Consider the following 18,065-nt stretch of genomic DNA (forward strand, 5'->3'; position numbering starts at 1 on the left):
CAAATGATCCCGTGTTCCATCGTCGTCACCATCGTTGCGGTCTCAGCCTGATCGAACTGCTGGTCGTGGTCACACTGCTGGGGGTGTTCGCAACCGCGGCGCTGATGCGATTCGGTCGCGATACGTTTGGAGACACGGGGGCACGCTCGCAAGCACGGTTGTTGTCACTGGCTATGCTACACGCCCAGCGAGCCGCCATTCGCACCGGGGATTCTCATGGCGTTGTGATGCAAGGCCCCGCCGCGGCGGCCACCAGTTGGACCGTCGTCCGGCGCCGGCAGGACGGATCGAAAGTGACCGTCGAAGGACCCCATGCAGTCGCCGAGCGCGTGCGTGTGTCTGCCAATGCGAGCGAGATGTGGTTCGATTTTGAAGGGATCGGATCGCAGCCCTTTGCGGCACAACTGCGAGGCCCCAATCGATCCTACACCGTCCATGTCGAACCTTGGACGCGGATGATCAGGACGCAAGAATCGTCGCCATGAACAAACCAATTCCGCGAGCCGGACAGACGATGTTGGAGCTGATTGCGGCAACCATCGTGATCTCGATTGCGCTCGTCCCGGCGCTCAAACTGACGCGCACGCGGATCGCCAATACGGAGGCGTTGGAACGCGCCGAAACCCGGCTGGCGTTGTGCACCGGCAAACTGGAACAGGAACTGGCGTACACGACCGCCAAGTGGGAATTGAATTCCCATCGGGGCAATTTCAGCAGCCTCGGGCAACCCGACGTCTGCTTCCAGGTGTCCAAGTCCGATGCGCTCGCCGCCGGCGGACGCCCCGGATCACTCGTGGCCATCGATGTCCTGGTCTGGCACGACGACGACGGAAACGACAGTCTGGACTCCGACGAGCAACGCGTCCATCTGGCAACCAAAATTGCCAAACTGGAGTCTTACGCGAGGGAGTTCGATGGGCCGTAGCATTCCTCCCCAGCTCGCAACTCCAGTAGCGGAACTCGCCAAGAGTTTCGGCCGGCGCGCCGCACGACGCGCCGAAAGCCTTGGCGGCTTCCGCTACGGCGCGATTGCCAGGCGCCGTCGCGGCGTCAGCATGCTGGAACTGGTCATCGCCGGCAGCATGTTGGCCGGAGTGATGACCGGGTTGTCGCTCGTGTTGCGGACCGCGCGACAGTCTTGGGAAACGATCGATACCGAATACGCGGTGTTGCAGCAGATGCACGCCACCGCCAGACATTTTGTTCGCACGGCTCGTGAAGCCAACGGCGTCGCCACGATTTCCAGTGACGGAAATGCGATCACGTTGACGATGCCAGACGATCAATCTGCAACGTGGCAATGGTATCCCAACCGATCCGGCCAGCGAGGTGTGGTGACCTACCATGACTCGTCGCTTCCGTCGCAGTCACAGCTTGCCCACGACATTGACGCCTTGAACTTCTCCGGCTTTGCGGCAGATGGGGTCACGCCGACGAACGACCCGGATCAGACCCACGTGATTGAAGTCAAAGCAACCGTGACGCTGCCGCGATCGGCCGTGCCCCAACGGACCACCCAGTCCAAGGTCTGGATCCGGTCATGGTGAATCGATGGAGGTGCAAACGATGACTGTAATCCGTTTTCCGATGCGTTTACCGTCTCGGCAGCGTCGATCGTCTCGACGCGGGGCGGCGCTGTTGCTGGCGATCTTTGTCATGACGCTGGTCAGCACCTTGGCCGTGGCGACACTTGATGCGGAGATGATGCGTTACATGGCACTTCGAAACACCCGCGAGTGGGACGAAGCACGTTACTTGGCCGAAGCAGGGTTGAACGATGCCTTCGCGCACTTGGAAGACGACATCTCCTGGCGCGACGGAATCCCTGCCACCGAGTACCCCCAAGGCAGCGGCTGGACGTATCGCGTCAGTGTCGCCGATGGAAGCGACGCAACGGTGGAACTGACTTCCACCGGCACGGTCGGAAATTTTACCAGAACTCTTCACGTGACCGTCAAACAGGGAGGTTGAAGACGCAGCAATGGCAGGCGAAATGCAAAGTGATTTGATCAAGGCGATTGATCGCCAGCCGGCAACCGTGGAACGTCGCCAGGCTCCGCGGCGACGCGTGCGTCGCGATCGTCGAAAGGGCGTCAGCCGAACCGTCGGGATGCACGTCTCGCCCTCAGGAATCGCGATCGCGGTCGTCGAACAAAGCGGCGACCAATCGAACCTGATCGTCCAGCAAATCCGCTTTCCCGATGACAGCGGACCGCGACATGGCGACTGGAGCGACAACACACTGGCCGACGCGCTCAACGAACTGGCCTCCCGCTACAACCTGGGTGGGCAAGCCGTGACCGTCGGTCTGGGCGGGAACCCCTGCGTGACGCGTGTCGTCGCCGGCGACAACGAAGAGGTCGACCACGAAATCCGCGAGCTGACCCACCGCACCCAACGCTACATCGGCATGGGGCTGGGCAACAAAGTCAGCTGCCAAACCACCAACCGGATCGATGCGAAACGCAAACGCGTGTGCGTCACGATCGCGATCCGTCAAATGGTCGACGCGATCGCTGCGGCGATTCAGTCGGCCGGCATGCGACTGGCGCACTTGGAACACAGCATGCTGGTGCTGTGCCGGATTCTGCACGCGTACGAAAAAGACAGTCAAGAACCGGTTCTGTTCATGGTGGAAGAACTCGGACGTGTCGACCTGGGAATCTCCTACCAAGGTCGATTGCTACTGGACTATCGTCCGGCAATCCCCGAGGCTTCTGCGACGCATGGCTCCATCGTCCAGCGGCACCTGAAATGCCTGCGGCGTTACATTCACGCCCAACTTCCCAACGCGTCGGCCGACTTGTCGACTCTGTTCGTGACCCAGAAACCGTCTGATCACAAGTCGCACGGGCAAGGTCTGGACGAATCGTCCGTCCTGCGTCGGCAGCGGTTTCCCATGCACCAGCTTTGCGAAGGTTTGCAGGTTCACGGAGAGCTGACCGAAGACTCGGGCATGATCGCGGCGATCGGATTGGCGCGTCTGAACAACGACGCACGGTTTGCCGAGGAGACCAATGATTTGGTGTCCACGCTTCGCACCGGACGTCGCGTCCAGTGGATTCCGCTGCTTCGCTACACCTGGCCCTTCACCTTGGCCGCATCGATTGCCCTGGCACTTTTTCTGACGGGACAACATGCCAGCCGCCAAGCGGAACGCACCGAGGCAAAAATTGAAACGCTGACCGAGCAAAACGCGCAAGGGAATCGGATTCGGTTGATGTTGCAACGCCGGATGCAACGAACCGAGCAGATCGACGCACTGGCCGCGGGACTTCCCCGACGTGATTGGACCGATGTGTTGATGACCGCCGGGCAATGCCTGCCCGACGGCGCGTGGCTGGAATCCGTGCGGATCGAAAACGATTCCACCGTTAGGATCGCCGGTGCAAGCCACTCTGGCGAATCCGTCTATGCCTACATCGATCGGCTCAAACGGACCGGAATGTTTTCGCAAGTCGCGTTGGAATCGACCAGCGCGACCCGCAACAGTGTCGGTCCCCAATACCGGTTCCATGTTTCGGCGATGGTTGAAAACCAAACTCCGTCGGCGGATTCCAAACGAGTCGCGGCGTGCCCCCGCGGAGGATTTGATCGTGGATAATCAGCTCTTCCAAACGTTTCTCGAACATCCCCGTCGCGGCACGATCGTGTGGGGCTCCACCGTCGTCTTTGCATTGCTGTTCATCGTGCCTGCATGGGATCACTACAGCGGGGCACGGAGCGAGGTCGCGGAGTACAAGACGGAACTTCGCGAGATCTCCTATTCGCTGTCCAATCTGGATCTGCTGCGGTCCAAGTTGAAAGAAATCGAATCGCAGCCACATGCCAGCAACGACATGATCGATGCTGATGCCGCAGCCCAGATCCGTGAAACGGTCACCAAGCTTGCCCAGCGGATCGGGTGCCGCGTCCGCCGGTTGACGATGAGTCATCCGGTGGTTCGGCCTTGGCATGTCAACGACCACCCCTTCGACGAAAATCGGGCGCGGAACGCCGAGGAAACGAATTTCAGGCTGGAAACCCGCACGTTGACCTTGTCGGTCGGCGGAAGTTTTGCAGAACTCACAAAACTCACAATCGCGCTAACCCGACTGCACCGGTTTGCCGTACCGTCAAACATGAACTTGCAGCGGGAGGGCAATGACGGACATTTGATCTTGGACGTCGAGATTTCGTTGTTCAACCTTGCCGAGACGTACGATTGAGCAGGTGGGCACGGATGCTCACGCGCGCCGACCGGCAGATTGGTCACGACCCGGCGGCTCTTATCAAGGAGAGGTATCTTGGATTCCGACCAGAATCGCGGTCCAACCCAACGACGGCGGATCAAATCAGCGCGCCGGCGGTCGGTCCACGCGATGGTTGCAACCTGCGTGATGGTGGCCGCGTGCCTGCTGCAGGGCGGGGTATCCGAGGCACAGACCAGTTTGTCGGTCAAAAACGACGTCTCCGCAGAGATCCGGCAAAAACTGTCCAATCGTTACAGTTTGGATTTGCGTGACGCGACGTTGTTGGAAGCTCTGTTCGCTATTCGCGACGTCAGCGGATTGAATATCGTCGTCGGCAACGAAGTGACCGGCACCGTCAACGCGTCCTTTGCCGACACGGCCGTCTACGACATCCTGGATTCTCTGCTGATCACGCGAGGCTATGGCTATCGCATCGTGGGCAACAGTCTGGCGATCGTGCCGCTGGCAAGCCTGGGCGATCAATTGCCGCTGTTTCAAACAAAAGTCATCGGGCTGGTGCTCTGCAAACCCGGTGACGTGCTGACGTCGATCGAATCGATGCTTTCACCGGAAGGTCGGGCCCACGGGGTCGAATCGAGTAACTCGATCGTCGTGATCGACTATGCCGACCGCATTGATACCGTTCGGCGACACCTCGAAACCCTGGAAACCGCAGCGGCTCGCTTTCGTCAGGAACAAGCGTCGGCCGACGCCCGCATGCATTCCGGCCGCAGCAACGCAAACGCCCCCGAGGGCGACATGGTGCGTGTGTTCCAAACGCAGTACGTGTCTCCCGAGATCCTGACCGAAGCGATCAAACCGCTGTTAAGTCAAACCGGGCAGGCAACCCCCGTGGTCCAGGAAAACAAAATGGTGGTCGCCGACAGCGCCGACAAGATTCAACGCATCGCGATGGCGCTGGCGGAATTGGACCAGCCCCGTCGGCAGGTGCGAATCTGGGCATTGATCTATGACTGCAGCACGGATGACCTGGAACGACTGGGCGTCAATTGGGGCGGCGGTCTCAACAGCAGGTCGATTGCCGCAGCGACCGGCGAGGCGGCACAATCGATCGTCGTTCGCAGCGTGACCGCACCGGTCGAAAGCGGGACCAACGGCGTCGTCACCCTGACCAGTTTGAATCGCCACATGAACATCGATTCGATCATCCAAGCGCTCGATACGGCCGACGATTCGCGTCTGTTGGCAGACCCGAACGTCGTCGTGATGAATCATGAACAAGCCGTCGTCGAAATCGTCACCGAAGTCCCCTATCAACAGCTGACGCAGGGGCTGGAGGGCGGCACGATCGGCACAACCGAGTTCCGCGAGGCCGGTGTGACGTTGAACGTCGTTCCACACATCGCCGACGACGGTACGATCGCGATGGTCGTCAACCCACGTTTCAGCCTGCTGACCGGGTTCAGCGAACCGGACAATGCGCCGATCATCGATCGCCGCGAAACGACGACGACGGTTCGGGTGCAGAACAATCAAACCATTGTTCTCGGCGGCCTGCGGCAACGCACGCGAATCGCCGAGCGGAGTGCGATCCCGGGACTCGGCAACATCCCCTATCTCGGAAAACTGTTTCGACACCGTTCGGCCGCAACGCGTGAAAGCGAATTGCTGGTTTTCATCACACCACAAATCGTCGTGGATCCCTGTATCGGAACCGCACGGGAACACTGCGCCAATCAATTCCTGCAGCAACAAATCAACCAGACGCCGACCGATCCGCTGCCCTTTGGCATCGAAGTCCTGAGGGCCGAACAAGATGCCCAGGCACACAAGATTGACTGTTTCGGCCACCCCAAACCGACCCACGTCCAGGTCCATCCACCACGTGCTTCGTTGAACGATTGCGAGCGTTGTCAAATCCCCTTGAACGGGACGTTCGAACCGGAATCGGAATTGATCGACATCGGCCTGTCGGATCGGGAACTGTAGCGAGGAGCGTCGGTATCAAGTTGAAACGAATCCCTGCCTGGAAGGGAGGGCGTCTACACAAGTTTCAATGGCTCCCTATTCCCCCGGCTTTGTGGGGGAGAAGGGCTGGGGAAAATCAATGGAACTTGGAACGTTGGGTTGGTTCGGGGACGTTCAGCGATTCTGCTGGATCCCTCGATTGCAAATTGTTCATTGCAAAATTCAAATTTGCCGGGAATCGTCGCTCAAATCATTTCGCAATTTGCACTGTTCATTTAGCAATTTTCAATCGTTGCCGGTTCACCAGTTTTCGACGCCACGCACTGTTCATCAGGCCACCCCCAACCCCTCTCCCCAAAACAAATCGCGGTCATCTTCACTGGGCGATCAAAGTTTTTTTTACGCGATCTGTTTTAGGGGGAGGGGAGCCATGTCCTCGATTGCGAGCCGACTTGTGTAGACAACAATGCCCTGAAAAGGGGAGGTCGAACGGTGAATCCATACTCTCTTGAGAAAGCGTGCGTCACTGTCCCCCCAATGCCGCGCGGTTACGAAAGAACTCAAACGCGAAGCTCGTCAAGGTTTTCGGCGACTTCATGCGCCGGCACCTCGGGATCCAGCCCGCGGCCGTTGGCGGTCAATTTCGCGATGCGTTTGGCAAAGTAATACATGCGTTTGAGATACTCCATGATCTCGGATTCCAGCCGATACATGGCCAAGCGATTCGGGGCATCGGCCGCCAACCGGCCGGACAGGTGGACTTCCGCCTTGTCCGCGAGCGCGTTGATCGTCGATTTCGCTTCCAAGACGTTGCGTGCTAATTCGACATCGCCCGAGACGATGGATTCGATCGCGCACTCGGTCGCTCGAATCACCTCGGTGTTCAATGCCTCCAGCACGGCTTCGGTTTCCTTGCTGATCACCAGTCGATTGGCGATGCGGTCCCGCCCGGCGTCGACCAGATTGGATTCGATCATGTCGCCGATGCTTTCCAAATAGTTTGCCACCGACAAGCACTCGTGTAACTGCTGGGACTGATGATCCGACAGGTTTTCTTGCGACAGGCGGCCCAAATACGTCACGATCGCGCCGTGCAACGCATCGACGTGGTTATCAAGCTCGTGCAGTGAGCTGACCTGTTGTCGGGATCCATGGATGATCGTGTGCAAGGCACCGCGCATCATGTCGAGCGCCGCCGCACCCAAATGCCCCAATTCCAACCGGACGACGTCCATGGCCAGGGCGGGGGTTTGCAATAAGATCGGATCGAGGTACTTGGGAGTATCAGGCTCGTCTATGGATGCGGGTTTTTCGGGAACCAGTCGCGTGACCAGCCAGACCAGTGGTGTCGTGAACCAAATCAGCAAGATCGTGTTGGCAACGTTGAACATTGTATGGGCGTTGGCGATCTGCCGTGGCGTTTCCGCCGCGACACGAGCCAAACCACTCAATTCCGGGCTTCGGGGCGAGACCCACTCCACCACCGCGGACAGCTGGGGGATGAAGGCGAACCAGATCGCCACGCCCGCGAGGTTGAACACGACATGGACCAACGCGGCGCGGACCGCTTCACGAGGCTTTCCGATCGACGCGAGTCCTGCCGTGATGCACGTGCCAATGTTGGCACCAAAAATCAATGCGATCCCTGCATCGAGCGAAATGAAACCTTGACCGGCCAGCGTGATCACCAAACCGGTTGTCGCCGATGAACTTTGCACCAGCGCCGTGAACAGGGCCGCTACCAGAATTCCCCAGAACGGACGATCCATTTGATGCATCATCTGGACAAAGGGAGGGTACGAACGCAACGGCTCAGTTCCCTCACTCATCAGCTGCATGCCGAAGAAGATCAACCCCAATCCCATGATCAGGTGGCCGTAATGGCGGACCGTTTCACGCCTGGATCCGAACAGCATGAAGAAGCCGACGGACACCAGCAACAACGAATAGTGCGTGACCTTGAACGCGATCAGTTGGGCCGTGATCGTGGTTCCGATGTTGGCGCCCATGATGACACCGATCGATTGCGTCAACGTCATCAGCCCGGCCGAAATGAATCCGACTACCAGCACGGTGGTGACCGAAGAGGACTGGACGACCGCGGTGACGATCGCTCCGGCAACCGCACCGGTGAATCGGTTGGTCGTCAGCGTCGCCAGCACTTTTTTCAGTCCGTCGCCGGCGATCATCTTCAACGACTCGGACATCTGCTCCAGGCCGAACAGGAACAGGGCCAAACCGCCGACCAATCCGGTCAGCAAGGGCCAAAACTGCAATGCGTCCGATGGAAGTTCAGCCAGCAACACGACGGTCCGATAAGAGGGTAAGATTCGCAGAAACTTCTCCAGAGATTAACACACTATTCGCCCCCGCTTGGTCTATCGGTCTGTTCGTTTCCACTGCCCGGTCCACTGCCCGGTCCACAACCCGGTCCACAACCCGATCCACTGCCCGGTTGTCGTGCGGGCGAATACGCACAGGCAAGTTCGTGATTGCCTTGCCGAATTGAAACGCCCGATGTCGATCGCTGCCGGTATTCGTTTACATCAAAGCAAACCAGTGACACGTCCTCAGAGAACCCGTCGCGTCGGTACCACCGGCCTTATTTCAGCCCCCCGGTCGGGCACGGCCCAGACCCCGTTCGTTTTTGCCCGCCCGATCCGCCTCGTCACCGCGATGCTTTTGGTCGGAATCCTGCCGAGTCTCTTCGGCGGCGGGTTCAGGGCGGCACCGCAGTCGGTCGCCGCGGCGGCCCCCCAGGCCGAACGTGTCGCCGGCGGGGATGCGGGGGCCAGCGAAGACTTGACGGCAAAATTGATTCCCGACCAAAAAGCGTTCCTGGGCTCACCGGCCACCCTGATCGATCTTTCGGAGGTGTTTTCAGAAACCGAGATCGGGGAGGAACCGTTCCAGGTCGAGGTTCTGCGTGGCAAGCAGGACGTCGCCGAGGCTGTCGTGGAGGGATCGCAGTTGCGGCTGAATTGGCAGCGGCAAACGGCCAAGAAACGCGAGATCCTGTTGCGGGCGACCAGCGCCTCGGGAAAAACCGTCGACACAAAATTTTATGTCGAGCTTTGGGAACCGGACTATTGGAAACTGGTCTTGACCGTCTTGGGTGGTCTGGGCCTTTTCTTGTTGGGGATGAAGAACCTTTCGGAAGGCTTGCAGGCGATTGCCGGAAACGGGCTGCGTCGGATGATCAGCATCGTGACGGACAATCGGCTGATGGCGACCGGCGTTGGTGTTTTGGTGACGATGCTCGTGCAATCCAGTTCGATCACGACGGTGATGGTCGTCGGATTCGTCAACAGCGGTTTCATGACACTCACCCAGGCCGTCGGCGTGATCATGGGGGCCAACATCGGGACCACCATCACGGGCTGGATCTTGGTGCTAAAGATCGGCAAATACGGTCTGCCGTTGGCCGGCGCGGCGGCGTTTTTTTACCTGTTCTCCAAACGTGATCGGATCCGCTACGGCGCACTGGCGGTGTTGGGGTTGGGCCTCGTCTTTCTAGGCTTGGAGATCATGAAGGATGGTTTCGCCATCGTCAAAGAGCTGCCCGAATTCGAAGCCTGGTTCAAAGCGTTTGATGCAGGGACGTACTTGGGGGTGCTGAAATGTGCTTTGGTCGGCTGCGTGTTGACCTTCATCGTCCAGTCTTCGTCGGCAACGCTGGGGATCACCATCGGCTTGGCACAGATCGGGGTGATCGACTTTCCGACCGCGGCGGCGTTGGTCTTGGGGGAAAACATCGGCACGACCATCACGGCCTGGCTGGCTTCGTTCGGATCCAATACCAATGCGAAACGAGCCGCCTACTTTCATATCTGCTTCAATCTTCTGGGCGTCGCCTGGATCACGGCCGTCTTTCCGTTCTACGTGATGCTGGTTCGTTACATCGTGGCCGGTGACACCGCCGCCGACATGACCTTGGGAGCGGTGTCGAGCGCGGAAATCACCGCCGCGATCGCGATGGCGCACACCGGTTTCAACGTCACCAACACGATCGTGTTCCTCCCGCTGGCCGGATACATGGCGTCCGCATTGATGCGGATGATCCCGGATCGAAAAAGTTTGGTCGACGAAGAAGAGCACCTGACCAATTTGGACGTTCGCATGCTCGAATCACCCGTCGTTGCGGTCGAACAATCGCGCGTCGAAGTGTTGCGGATGGTCAACGCCTGCAAACAGATGATGGCGTGGCTGCATGAATTGCTTCAAAGCGATGGCCCCGGCAAGGAGCTGCGAAAGAAAATCCTGGACATGGAAGAAGAATTGGACGTCATGCAAGGTGAAATCGTCACGTTCATGTCCAACTTGTTGGTCGGGAACGTGCCTCACGACGTCGTCGACGAAGCCCGTCGGCAATTGCGCTTGGTCGACGAATACGAATCGATCAGCGATTGTTTGGCCACGGTGGTCAAAGCGCACCGCCACTTGGTACGACACGACACGCAGTTGCCGCCCGATCAACAGCAAGAATTGCGCGAACTGCATGCGATGGTGTCGGACTATCTGAACCGCGTCAGCGGCTACTACGAGCAATTGGGACATGCCGGCGGAGCGGTCGAGGTGCTTCCGCACGGCGAGTCGATCACCAAGCATGCCAAAACGTTGTACAAACGCGTGCTTGAAAAGGCGCCCGAGGATCAATTGGAGGTCCGGTCCCTGGTTTCGTACAACCGCATGGTGGCCGCCTATCGCCGTGTCCGCGACCACCTGGTCAACATCGCCGAAGCGCTCGCCGGTGAAAAATAGCGATCACGCCGCCACCGCCGCCACGCCCTGGTACTTGGCGTCACCGAAACCCAGCATCGGGTAGAAGATGAAACCCAAAAAGGCTAACCCGATGCCATACCCGACGCCCTTGCCAAAATTTTTGGCAACGTCGATCGAAACGATGATCGCCAGGATCAAGTTCACCAACGGGATGAAGAACAACACGATCCACCAGATCGGTCTGCCCGCGATCTGCAGCAGCAGGATGATGTTGTAGATCGGGATGATCGCTCCCCAACCCGGCTTGCCGGCCTTTTCGAATGTCTTCCACAGCCCGGCGATCACCACGACCAAGATCGCCAGCTGGATCACCAGTATCAACAAGCCGATGATTCCGCCACCATCGTCCTGAGCCAGCGGAAGAGTGAGTTCATGCATGCCCATCGTGACGCCTCTCGGTTGTGTGAGTGCGATTGATCCCAAAGTGCGTTGCCGTCAATCGCCAAACCGCCGCTGATGTGCGTGACAAGCCCCACCAGCATGCGTGGCGATCGCTTCCCGTCATTGTAGCGGATCGGTCGCCCGCAATTACAGCAAAATCACGGCATGGCGAATCGATGCCGAATCTCACCCTCGTCGATGGCTTGTTGACCGTCCGCGACAAGGCCTATACTGGCGGATCCCCCATCATCGGCGGGCAAGAATCAGACTCCCAACTAATCGCAAAACGGCAACGAATTTCATGAGTCAACGACCTCTCAATGTTGGATTGATCGGCGGTGGCGGTGGTGCTTTCATCGTCCAACCGCATCAACGCGCCATCCATTTCGACGGAACCCGACGCGTGGTCGCCGCGGCGCTGCACCCGGATCCGAAAGTGGCATTGGAAGAGGCTGCCAATTGGGATTATCCGATCACCGGATACACCAACTACGACGAAATGATCGACGTCGAGTCCAAAAAACCGGTCGGCGAGCGGGTCGATTATGTGGTGGTCGTGACGCCCAACCACGTTCACTTCGATCCCTCGATCAAGTGTGTCCGAGCCGGCATCCCCGTGTTCTGCGAAAAACCCTTGACGCTGAACCTGGACGAAGCGAAACAGCTGGTCGAGGCGGTCGAAGAAGCCAAGATCCCCTTCGGCGTTGCACACACCTACCTCGGTCACTGGACCAGCCGCTTCGCGCGGTTCATCGTCACCAGTGGATTGTTGGGGGATGTGCGTTGGGCGGATTCGCGCTACCTGCAAGGTTGGCTGGCCGGACGAACCGAAGACGCAGGCGTCGCCCAAGCGGAGTGGCGTGTCGATCCCAAGAAATCTGGTATCAGCTGCTGCGGCGGTGACATCGGAACCCACGCGTTGATGCAGTTGCGGTACATCACCGGACTGGATGTCACCAAGGTCCAAGCCAACCTGGTCACGTTCGTCGAGGGACGTCTGTTGGATGATCACTTCACGACCTACTGTGAACTGTCCAACGGCGGCAAGGCCTTGGTTCGCGCGTCGCAAATCGCCATCGGACACAAGAACGACCTGGGCATCGAAATCAACGGCACCAAGGGCACTTTGATCTGGGACCAAGAATTCCCGGAACAAGTCAAGATTTTGTTGCCCAACCAACCCGACAGGACGTATTTCCGAGGTGCGATCGCCGCCAACGACGGATTCCTCGGCGATTTGCCCGAAGAACTGATGGCCGAACCGAATATCCCCGCCGGACACCCCGAAGCATTCCACGACGCTTACGCCCGGCTTCACCGTTGTTTCGAACAAGACGTTCGCGCGTACAACGACGGCAAACCCTTCAGCTGTGATGGCAGCAAGTACGCCAACGTGCAAGATGGTCTGAACGGCATGCAATTCATTCAAGCCGCCGTGGACAGTTCGGCCAACGGTTCGACCTGGGTCGAGCTCTAAGGACAGTCGCAACGATCTTCGCCGGAAGGTGGTTGCCCCGTGGCCACCGCCACGCTCCTGCGAGTGCCTGCGACACAGGCAACGCTCGTGCCTTTGAGTGCCGACTGGAAAGAGCAATCGCTGCGTTGGATTTCGCAGCCGAAAACGCCCTGGTATAAACGGGTCCGGTGAAAATCCTGCCCGTCATGGTTGCAGCTGGATCGCATTCAATGGCTCAAAGTCTTTACATCGCCGCGTCCGAACCGGACAGCGGCAAATCGCTCGTCGTGCTAGGCATCATGGAGATGTTGTCCCGACGCGTCGAGCGTCTGGGCTTCTTTCGTCCGATCATTCGTAGCGACGGTAAACGTGACAACGACACCGAATTGCTGTTAAAACGCTACTCGTTGTCGCAAAGCTACGAACAAAGCTATGCGTTCCCATCGGATGAAGCCGAAGAGATCGCGACGGAAAAAGGGCTATCGGTCCTGTTGAGGATCATCTTGGAAAAGTACAAGGCGATCGAAGCACAGTGCGATTTCGTGCTCTGTGAAGGCACCGATTTTGACGGCGTCACGTCCGCATTCGATTTTGATCTCAGTGCACAGATCGCGACCCACCTCGGCACGCCCGTGCTGAACGTCCTTTCCGGTCGCAATAAATCCCCCGAGAGTATCCGCAGCGCCGCTCATGCCACGCGAATCGCGATGATCGATGAAGGCTGCACGGTGACCGCCAACATCGTCAATCGCGTCGCGGCCGAGCAGATGGATGCCGTCCGCGATGAAGTCCGGAAAAGCTGGGACTACGAAGACCCGATTCTGTTCGTTGCCGACGAACCGACCTTGGAATCCCCCACGGTCGGCGCGGTGGCCGAGGCGCTCGGTGCGGTCCCCATTCGTGACTGCGAAATGGATCTCAATCGCGAGATTCGGACGATCGCAGTCGCCGCGATGCAGTTGCCCCATTTCTTGCAGCGCGTGCAGGAAAACAAGTTGGTGATCACTCCGGGGGATCGATCCGACATTCTGCTCGGCTGTCTGGCCACCGTCGCCTCGGACAATTACCCCCAAATTTCCGGCATCGTACTGACCGGTGGAATGCGACCTCCCGAGAGCGTGACCCGGTTAATCGAAGGGATTCGTCGTCCCTTGATTCCGACCTTTGCTGTCGACACCGACACGTATGAAACGGTCCGAAATGTGATGGCGGTCGAAGGGGTGATTAGCGCCGACAATGAACGCAAAATCCAAGCCGCACTGGGGGTCTTCGAGTCATCGATTGATCCGGAAGTTTTGTTCCAGCGGATCGATGTCGCCCGTTCCAGAGTCGTCACCCCGGCAATGTTCGAATACGAGTTGATCGAACAGGCGAAACGAAAACGCCAACGGATCGTGTTGCCCGAAGGGGAAGAGGAGCGCATTCTGCGGGCAACCGAAATCTTGCGACGACGCGATGTGGCCGAAATTGTTCTGCTGGGAAACCCGGCTAAAATCCGAACGCTGGCCGACGAACTCGCAATCGACCTGACCGACGTCGAGATCATCGACCCCAGCGACAATCCGTATCTGGATTCGTTCGCGCGCACGTTCTACCAGCTGCGACAGCACAAGGGAGTGACCGAAGACCAGGCCCATGATACGGTTCAGGACGTCAGCTATTTCGGGACCATGATGGTTTACGCGGGGATCGCCGACGGGATGGTTTCCGGATCCGCCCACACGACGGCACACACCATCCGCCCCGCGCTGCAAATCATCCGGACCAAGCCGGGCTGCTCGATCGTTTCCAGCGTGTTTCTGATGTGCTTAAAAGATCGCGTGCTGGTGTATGGTGATTGCGCGATCAACCCCAGGCCGAACCCGGCGGAGTTGGCCGATATCGCGATCAGCTCGGCGGGGACGGCCAAGGCGTTCGGGATCGAACCGGTCATCGCCATGCTGTCCTATTCCACCGGCCAATCGGGCAGCGGAGAGGAAGTGGAACGGGTCAAGCAAGCGACCGCGCTGGTCCGCCAGGCCCGCCCCGATCTGTTGATCGAGGGGCCGATTCAATACGACGCGGCGATCGACCCCGGCGTCGCCAAAACCAAATTGCCCGACAGCCAGATCGCCGGCCGCGCGAGCGTCTTCATTTTTCCCGACCTGAACACCGGCAACAACACCTACAAAGCGGTACAGCGTGCCGCCAACGCCGTGGCGATCGGTCCCGTTTTGCAGGGGCTGAAGAAACCCGTCAATGACCTCAGTCGCGGCTGCACCGTGATCGACATCGTCAATACAGTCGCCATCACGGCGATCCAATCGCAGCGTCACGAGAACGGAGACACGGCATGACACAAGTCCTCGTGCTCAACTGCGGCAGCTCGTCGATCAAGTACGAGTTGTTCGAGATGGATGAAGGCCGTGCGCTCGCATCCGGGCTGGTCGAACGAATCGGTGAAGCAAAGAGCTGTCTGAAACAAACCTCGGCCGAATGCACGTCGAACCCACCCTCGCACGTGGCCGAGGTTGCGGTGCCCCATCATCGCCAAGGTATCGACATGATCCGCCGCGTGCTTTCGGAAAACGCAAGCTTTGACGGGGGCCGTCATCTGGTCGGCATCGGACATCGTGTCGTCCACGGCGGCGAAACGTTTTCTCGTCCGACGTTGATTGACGATCATGTCCTGGCGGCAATCAAGGGCTTGATCCCGCTCGCACCGCTACACAACCCGGCCAATTTGGTCGGCATGGAAGTCGCCCGCGCGGCATTCCCGGACGTGCCGCAAGTCGCCGTCTTCGACACCGCCTATCATCAAACCCTGCCGCGATACGCCTATCACTATGCCGTGCCACAAGACTGGTACGATTCCTACCACGTTCGCCGCTACGGTTTTCACGGCACCTCGCATCAATATGTCGCCAAACAGCTCGCGCGTCACCTCGGGCGTCCCGCGGGCGAACTGAACACGATCGTGCTTCATCTGGGCAATGGTTGCAGCGCGAGCGCGATTCGCGGCGGTGTCAGCGTGGATACCTCGATGGGGCTGACGCCGCTGGAAGGGCTGATGATGGGGACGCGCTGCGGCGATCTTGATCCGGCGATCCTGATTCACATGGGCAAAGAGGCCGGGATGAGTCTGGCCGCATTGGACGCGGCGCTCAACAAACAAAGCGGTTTAAAAGGTCTCTGCGGCGTCAACGACATGCGCGAGGTGCTGGCAATGGAGGCCGACGGAGACGGAGCGGCAAATCTGGCGGTCGAGATTTTCGTTTATCGAATCAAGAAGTACATCGGTGCTTATCATGCGGTGCTGGGACGCCTGGATGCGATCGCCTTCACCGCGGGAATCGGCCAACATTCGCCCGAGATCCGAGCCCGCAGCTGCAGCGACCTGGAATCGATGGGCATCGCCATCGACCCCGCGCTCAACACCGCGGCGGAGCCTCCGATCTGCGAAATCCAAACCGCCGACAGCCGCGTGAAAGTCCTGGTCGTCAGCACCGACGAGGAACTCGAGATCGCCCAACAAACCCTCGCCTGCGTTCGAGACGATCAATGAACTTGAAACGACGCCAGTTTTGTTCTTCTCTTGCGCTCGCTTCGGTCGCCGCAACCCTGAATGTTGCCCCTGCCGCCGCGGAGTCGGAGGCGGATGTCGTGATCATCGGCGGCGGGCTGGGAGGCTGTGCCGCGGCGATCGCCGCGCTCCGCAATGGCAGACGCGTGGTGATGACCGAACCGTCAGACTGGATCGGGGGCCAATTGACCAGCCAGGGCGTGCCGCCTGATGAGCACCGATGGATCGAAACCCATGGTGCCAACGAGTCCTATCGAGCGTTTCGGGCACAGATCCGCAGCTACTATCGCAAAAACTACCCGCTGACCGATGCGGCTGAGAACAATCCACTTTTGAATCCCGGCAACGGAAATGTGTCGCGGTTGTGCGCCGAACCCAAGGTTTCGCTGGCAGTCCTTCAGCAGCAATTTGCGCCGTATCAAAGTTCCGGCCAATTGCGGTTGCTGCTGCACACCGTCCCTGTCTCAGCCGATGTGGTGGGCGATCGCGTCGAAGCAGTCACGGTTCGATCAAGCCTGACGGGCGATTCAATGGTGTTACGCGGCAAGTACTTTGTCGATGCCAGCGAAACCGGCGACCTGCTGCCATTGACCGGCACCGAATTCGTCAGCGGTTCGGAAGCGCAGTCGGATACCGGCGAACTGCACGCGGCACCGACGGCCGACCCGAACAACCACCAGGCATTCACGATTTGCTTTGCCGTGGACTACCTGGCCGGCCAAAACCATGTGATCGAACAACCGGCCGAGTGGCAGTTTTGGCGTGACTTTGTCCCTCAGCTGACACCGTCGTGGCCGGGCAAGTTGCTCGATTTTACCTACACCCATCCTTCATCCGGCAATCCGAAAACGTTGGCGTTCGATCCGCAAGGTGGTCGGTCCGTTGGTGGCGTGTTGAACTTGTGGACCTATCGTCGAATCATCGATGCGACATTGTTCAATGCAGGGCGATTCGACAGTGATGTCAGCCTGATCAATTGGCCGCAGAACGACTACCTGCTCGGCAACCTGTTCGGCGATGGACCGGAACAAGCGGAGATGCATCTGGAACGCGCACGGCAATTGAGCCTGTGTTTGTTGTACTGGTTACAGACCGAAGCCCCTCGCTCCGATGGAGGAACGGGATTCGCTGGCTTGCGCCTTCGCGGCGACCTGATGGACAGCGCCGATGGGCTGGCCAAGATGCCGTATGTCCGCGAGTCGCGACGGATTCGGGCCCGGTTCACGGTGTTGGAGGAACACGTCGGTCGAGAGAATCGGAGCATGGTGACCGGGCAGCCGGTCGGCGAAGTCAAAGCGGCTGAGTTCGAGGACTCGGTCGGTGTGGGCAGCTATCACATCGACCTTCATCCCAGCAGCGGAGGAGACAACTACATCGATTTTGCGTCGTTGCCGTTTCAAGTCCCGCTCGGTGCGCTGTTGCCCGTGCGTATGAAAAACCTGCTGCCGGCCAGCAAGAACATCGGCACGACGCACATCACCAACGGTTGTTACCGTTTGCACCCGGTCGAATGGGGCATCGGTGAAGCGGTCGGCTGTCTGGTCGACTTTGCCCTCCAACGCCAGCAGACGCCACACGCGATTGCCCAGACGCCGAGCCTGTTGTCCGACTTTCAAAAGTTGATTCGGCGGCAGGGCATCGAAACTCATTGGAAACTCTGATCCACGCGGACGATTGCTTGGCAGCGCCCCATCATCGACTTGGGGGCACGAAAGGAAGGAGC

14 protein-coding genes are annotated in these 18,065 nt (G+C 59.0%); 12 read left to right on the forward strand and 2 right to left on the reverse strand.

All coding sequences use genetic code 11. The features are described from left to right. The first annotated feature begins 11 nt into the window (after positions 1 to 11). The 7 genes from Mal15_RS13455 (at position 12) to Mal15_RS13485 (ending at position 6,182) form a co-directional block, all read left to right on the forward strand. Positions 12 to 485, forward strand: coding sequence for a prepilin-type N-terminal cleavage/methylation domain-containing protein (locus tag Mal15_RS13455; protein ID WP_147868244.1), 474 nt, complete (start codon positions 12 to 14; stop codon positions 483 to 485). Beyond that, entirely contained in the window at positions 482 to 925 is a 444-nt protein-coding gene (locus tag Mal15_RS13460; protein WP_147868245.1) for a hypothetical protein, read from the forward strand. Before Mal15_RS13455 ends, Mal15_RS13460 begins: the two co-directional genes overlap by 4 nt. Continuing rightward, the gene (locus Mal15_RS13465) at positions 915 to 1,547 is read left to right on the forward strand and encodes a hypothetical protein (RefSeq protein ID WP_147868246.1); all 633 of its coding nucleotides are present in this window, start codon (positions 915 to 917) and stop codon (positions 1,545 to 1,547) included. The genes Mal15_RS13460 and Mal15_RS13465 overlap by 11 nt, the downstream gene beginning before the upstream one ends. 19 nt (positions 1,548 to 1,566) lie before the next feature. Further along, entirely contained in the window at positions 1,567 to 1,971 is a 405-nt protein-coding gene (locus Mal15_RS13470; RefSeq protein ID WP_147868247.1) for a hypothetical protein, read from the forward strand. 10 nt (positions 1,972 to 1,981) lie between these two features. Further along, positions 1,982 to 3,604 carry a PilN domain-containing protein gene (locus Mal15_RS13475; protein ID WP_147868248.1) on the forward strand — a complete coding sequence of 541 codons (1,623 nt, stop codon included), beginning with the start codon at positions 1,982 to 1,984 and terminating at the stop codon, positions 3,602 to 3,604. Further along, positions 3,597 to 4,208 carry a hypothetical protein gene (locus Mal15_RS13480; protein ID WP_147868249.1) on the forward strand — a complete coding sequence of 204 codons (612 nt, stop codon included), beginning with the start codon at positions 3,597 to 3,599 and terminating at the stop codon, positions 4,206 to 4,208. Before Mal15_RS13475 ends, Mal15_RS13480 begins: the two co-directional genes overlap by 8 nt. Positions 4,209 to 4,286: 78 nt before the next feature. After that, entirely contained in the window at positions 4,287 to 6,182 is a 1,896-nt protein-coding gene (locus Mal15_RS13485) for a type II secretion system protein GspD (RefSeq protein WP_147868250.1), read from the forward strand. A gap of 539 nt (positions 6,183 to 6,721) precedes the next feature. On the opposite strand, the gene Mal15_RS13490 is transcribed toward Mal15_RS13485, so the two are convergent. Further along, positions 6,722 to 8,464 (reverse strand): Na/Pi cotransporter family protein, encoded by a 1,743-nt coding sequence (locus tag Mal15_RS13490; protein WP_199773862.1) that lies wholly within the window; start codon positions 8,462 to 8,464, stop codon positions 6,722 to 6,724. 373 nt (positions 8,465 to 8,837) lie between these two features. Between Mal15_RS13490 and Mal15_RS13500 the strand changes: the two genes are divergently transcribed. Continuing rightward, on the forward strand, positions 8,838 to 10,922 hold the full coding sequence (locus tag Mal15_RS13500) for a Na/Pi cotransporter family protein (RefSeq protein ID WP_167546796.1): 2,085 nt from the start codon (positions 8,838 to 8,840) through the stop codon (positions 10,920 to 10,922). A 3-nt stretch (positions 10,923 to 10,925) separates the two neighbouring features. Here Mal15_RS13500 and Mal15_RS13505 read toward each other — a convergent pair whose 3' ends face one another. Continuing rightward, positions 10,926 to 11,321, reverse strand: a complete 396-nt coding sequence (locus tag Mal15_RS13505; protein WP_147868253.1) for a DUF5684 domain-containing protein — start codon at positions 11,319 to 11,321, stop codon at positions 10,926 to 10,928. Between the two features lie 304 nt (positions 11,322 to 11,625). Here Mal15_RS13505 and Mal15_RS13510 point away from each other — a divergent pair, with 304 nt between their 5' ends. The 4 genes from Mal15_RS13510 to Mal15_RS13525 all read left to right on the forward strand — a co-directional run bounded on the left by Mal15_RS13510 (position 11,626) and on the right by Mal15_RS13525 (position 18,003). Further along, a complete protein-coding gene (locus Mal15_RS13510; RefSeq protein ID WP_147868254.1) occupies positions 11,626 to 12,801 on the forward strand; it encodes a Gfo/Idh/MocA family protein in 1,176 nt (391 codons plus the stop codon). 209 nt (positions 12,802 to 13,010) lie between these two features. After that, a complete protein-coding gene (gene pta / locus Mal15_RS13515; protein ID WP_147868255.1) occupies positions 13,011 to 15,116 on the forward strand; it encodes a phosphate acetyltransferase in 2,106 nt (701 codons plus the stop codon). Continuing rightward, on the forward strand, positions 15,113 to 16,324 hold the full coding sequence (locus tag Mal15_RS13520; protein WP_147868256.1) for an acetate/propionate family kinase: 1,212 nt from the start codon (positions 15,113 to 15,115) through the stop codon (positions 16,322 to 16,324). Before pta ends, Mal15_RS13520 begins: the two co-directional genes overlap by 4 nt. Beyond that, complete coding sequence (locus Mal15_RS13525) at positions 16,321 to 18,003, forward strand: FAD-dependent oxidoreductase (protein ID WP_147868257.1); 1,683 nt, start codon at positions 16,321 to 16,323, stop codon at positions 18,001 to 18,003. Before Mal15_RS13520 ends, Mal15_RS13525 begins: the two co-directional genes overlap by 4 nt. The last annotated feature ends 62 nt before the right edge of the window (positions 18,004 to 18,065 follow it).

Source organism: Stieleria maiorica, from assembly GCF_008035925.1.
GTDB classification, from domain to species: domain Bacteria; phylum Planctomycetota; class Planctomycetia; order Pirellulales; family Pirellulaceae; genus Stieleria; species Stieleria maiorica.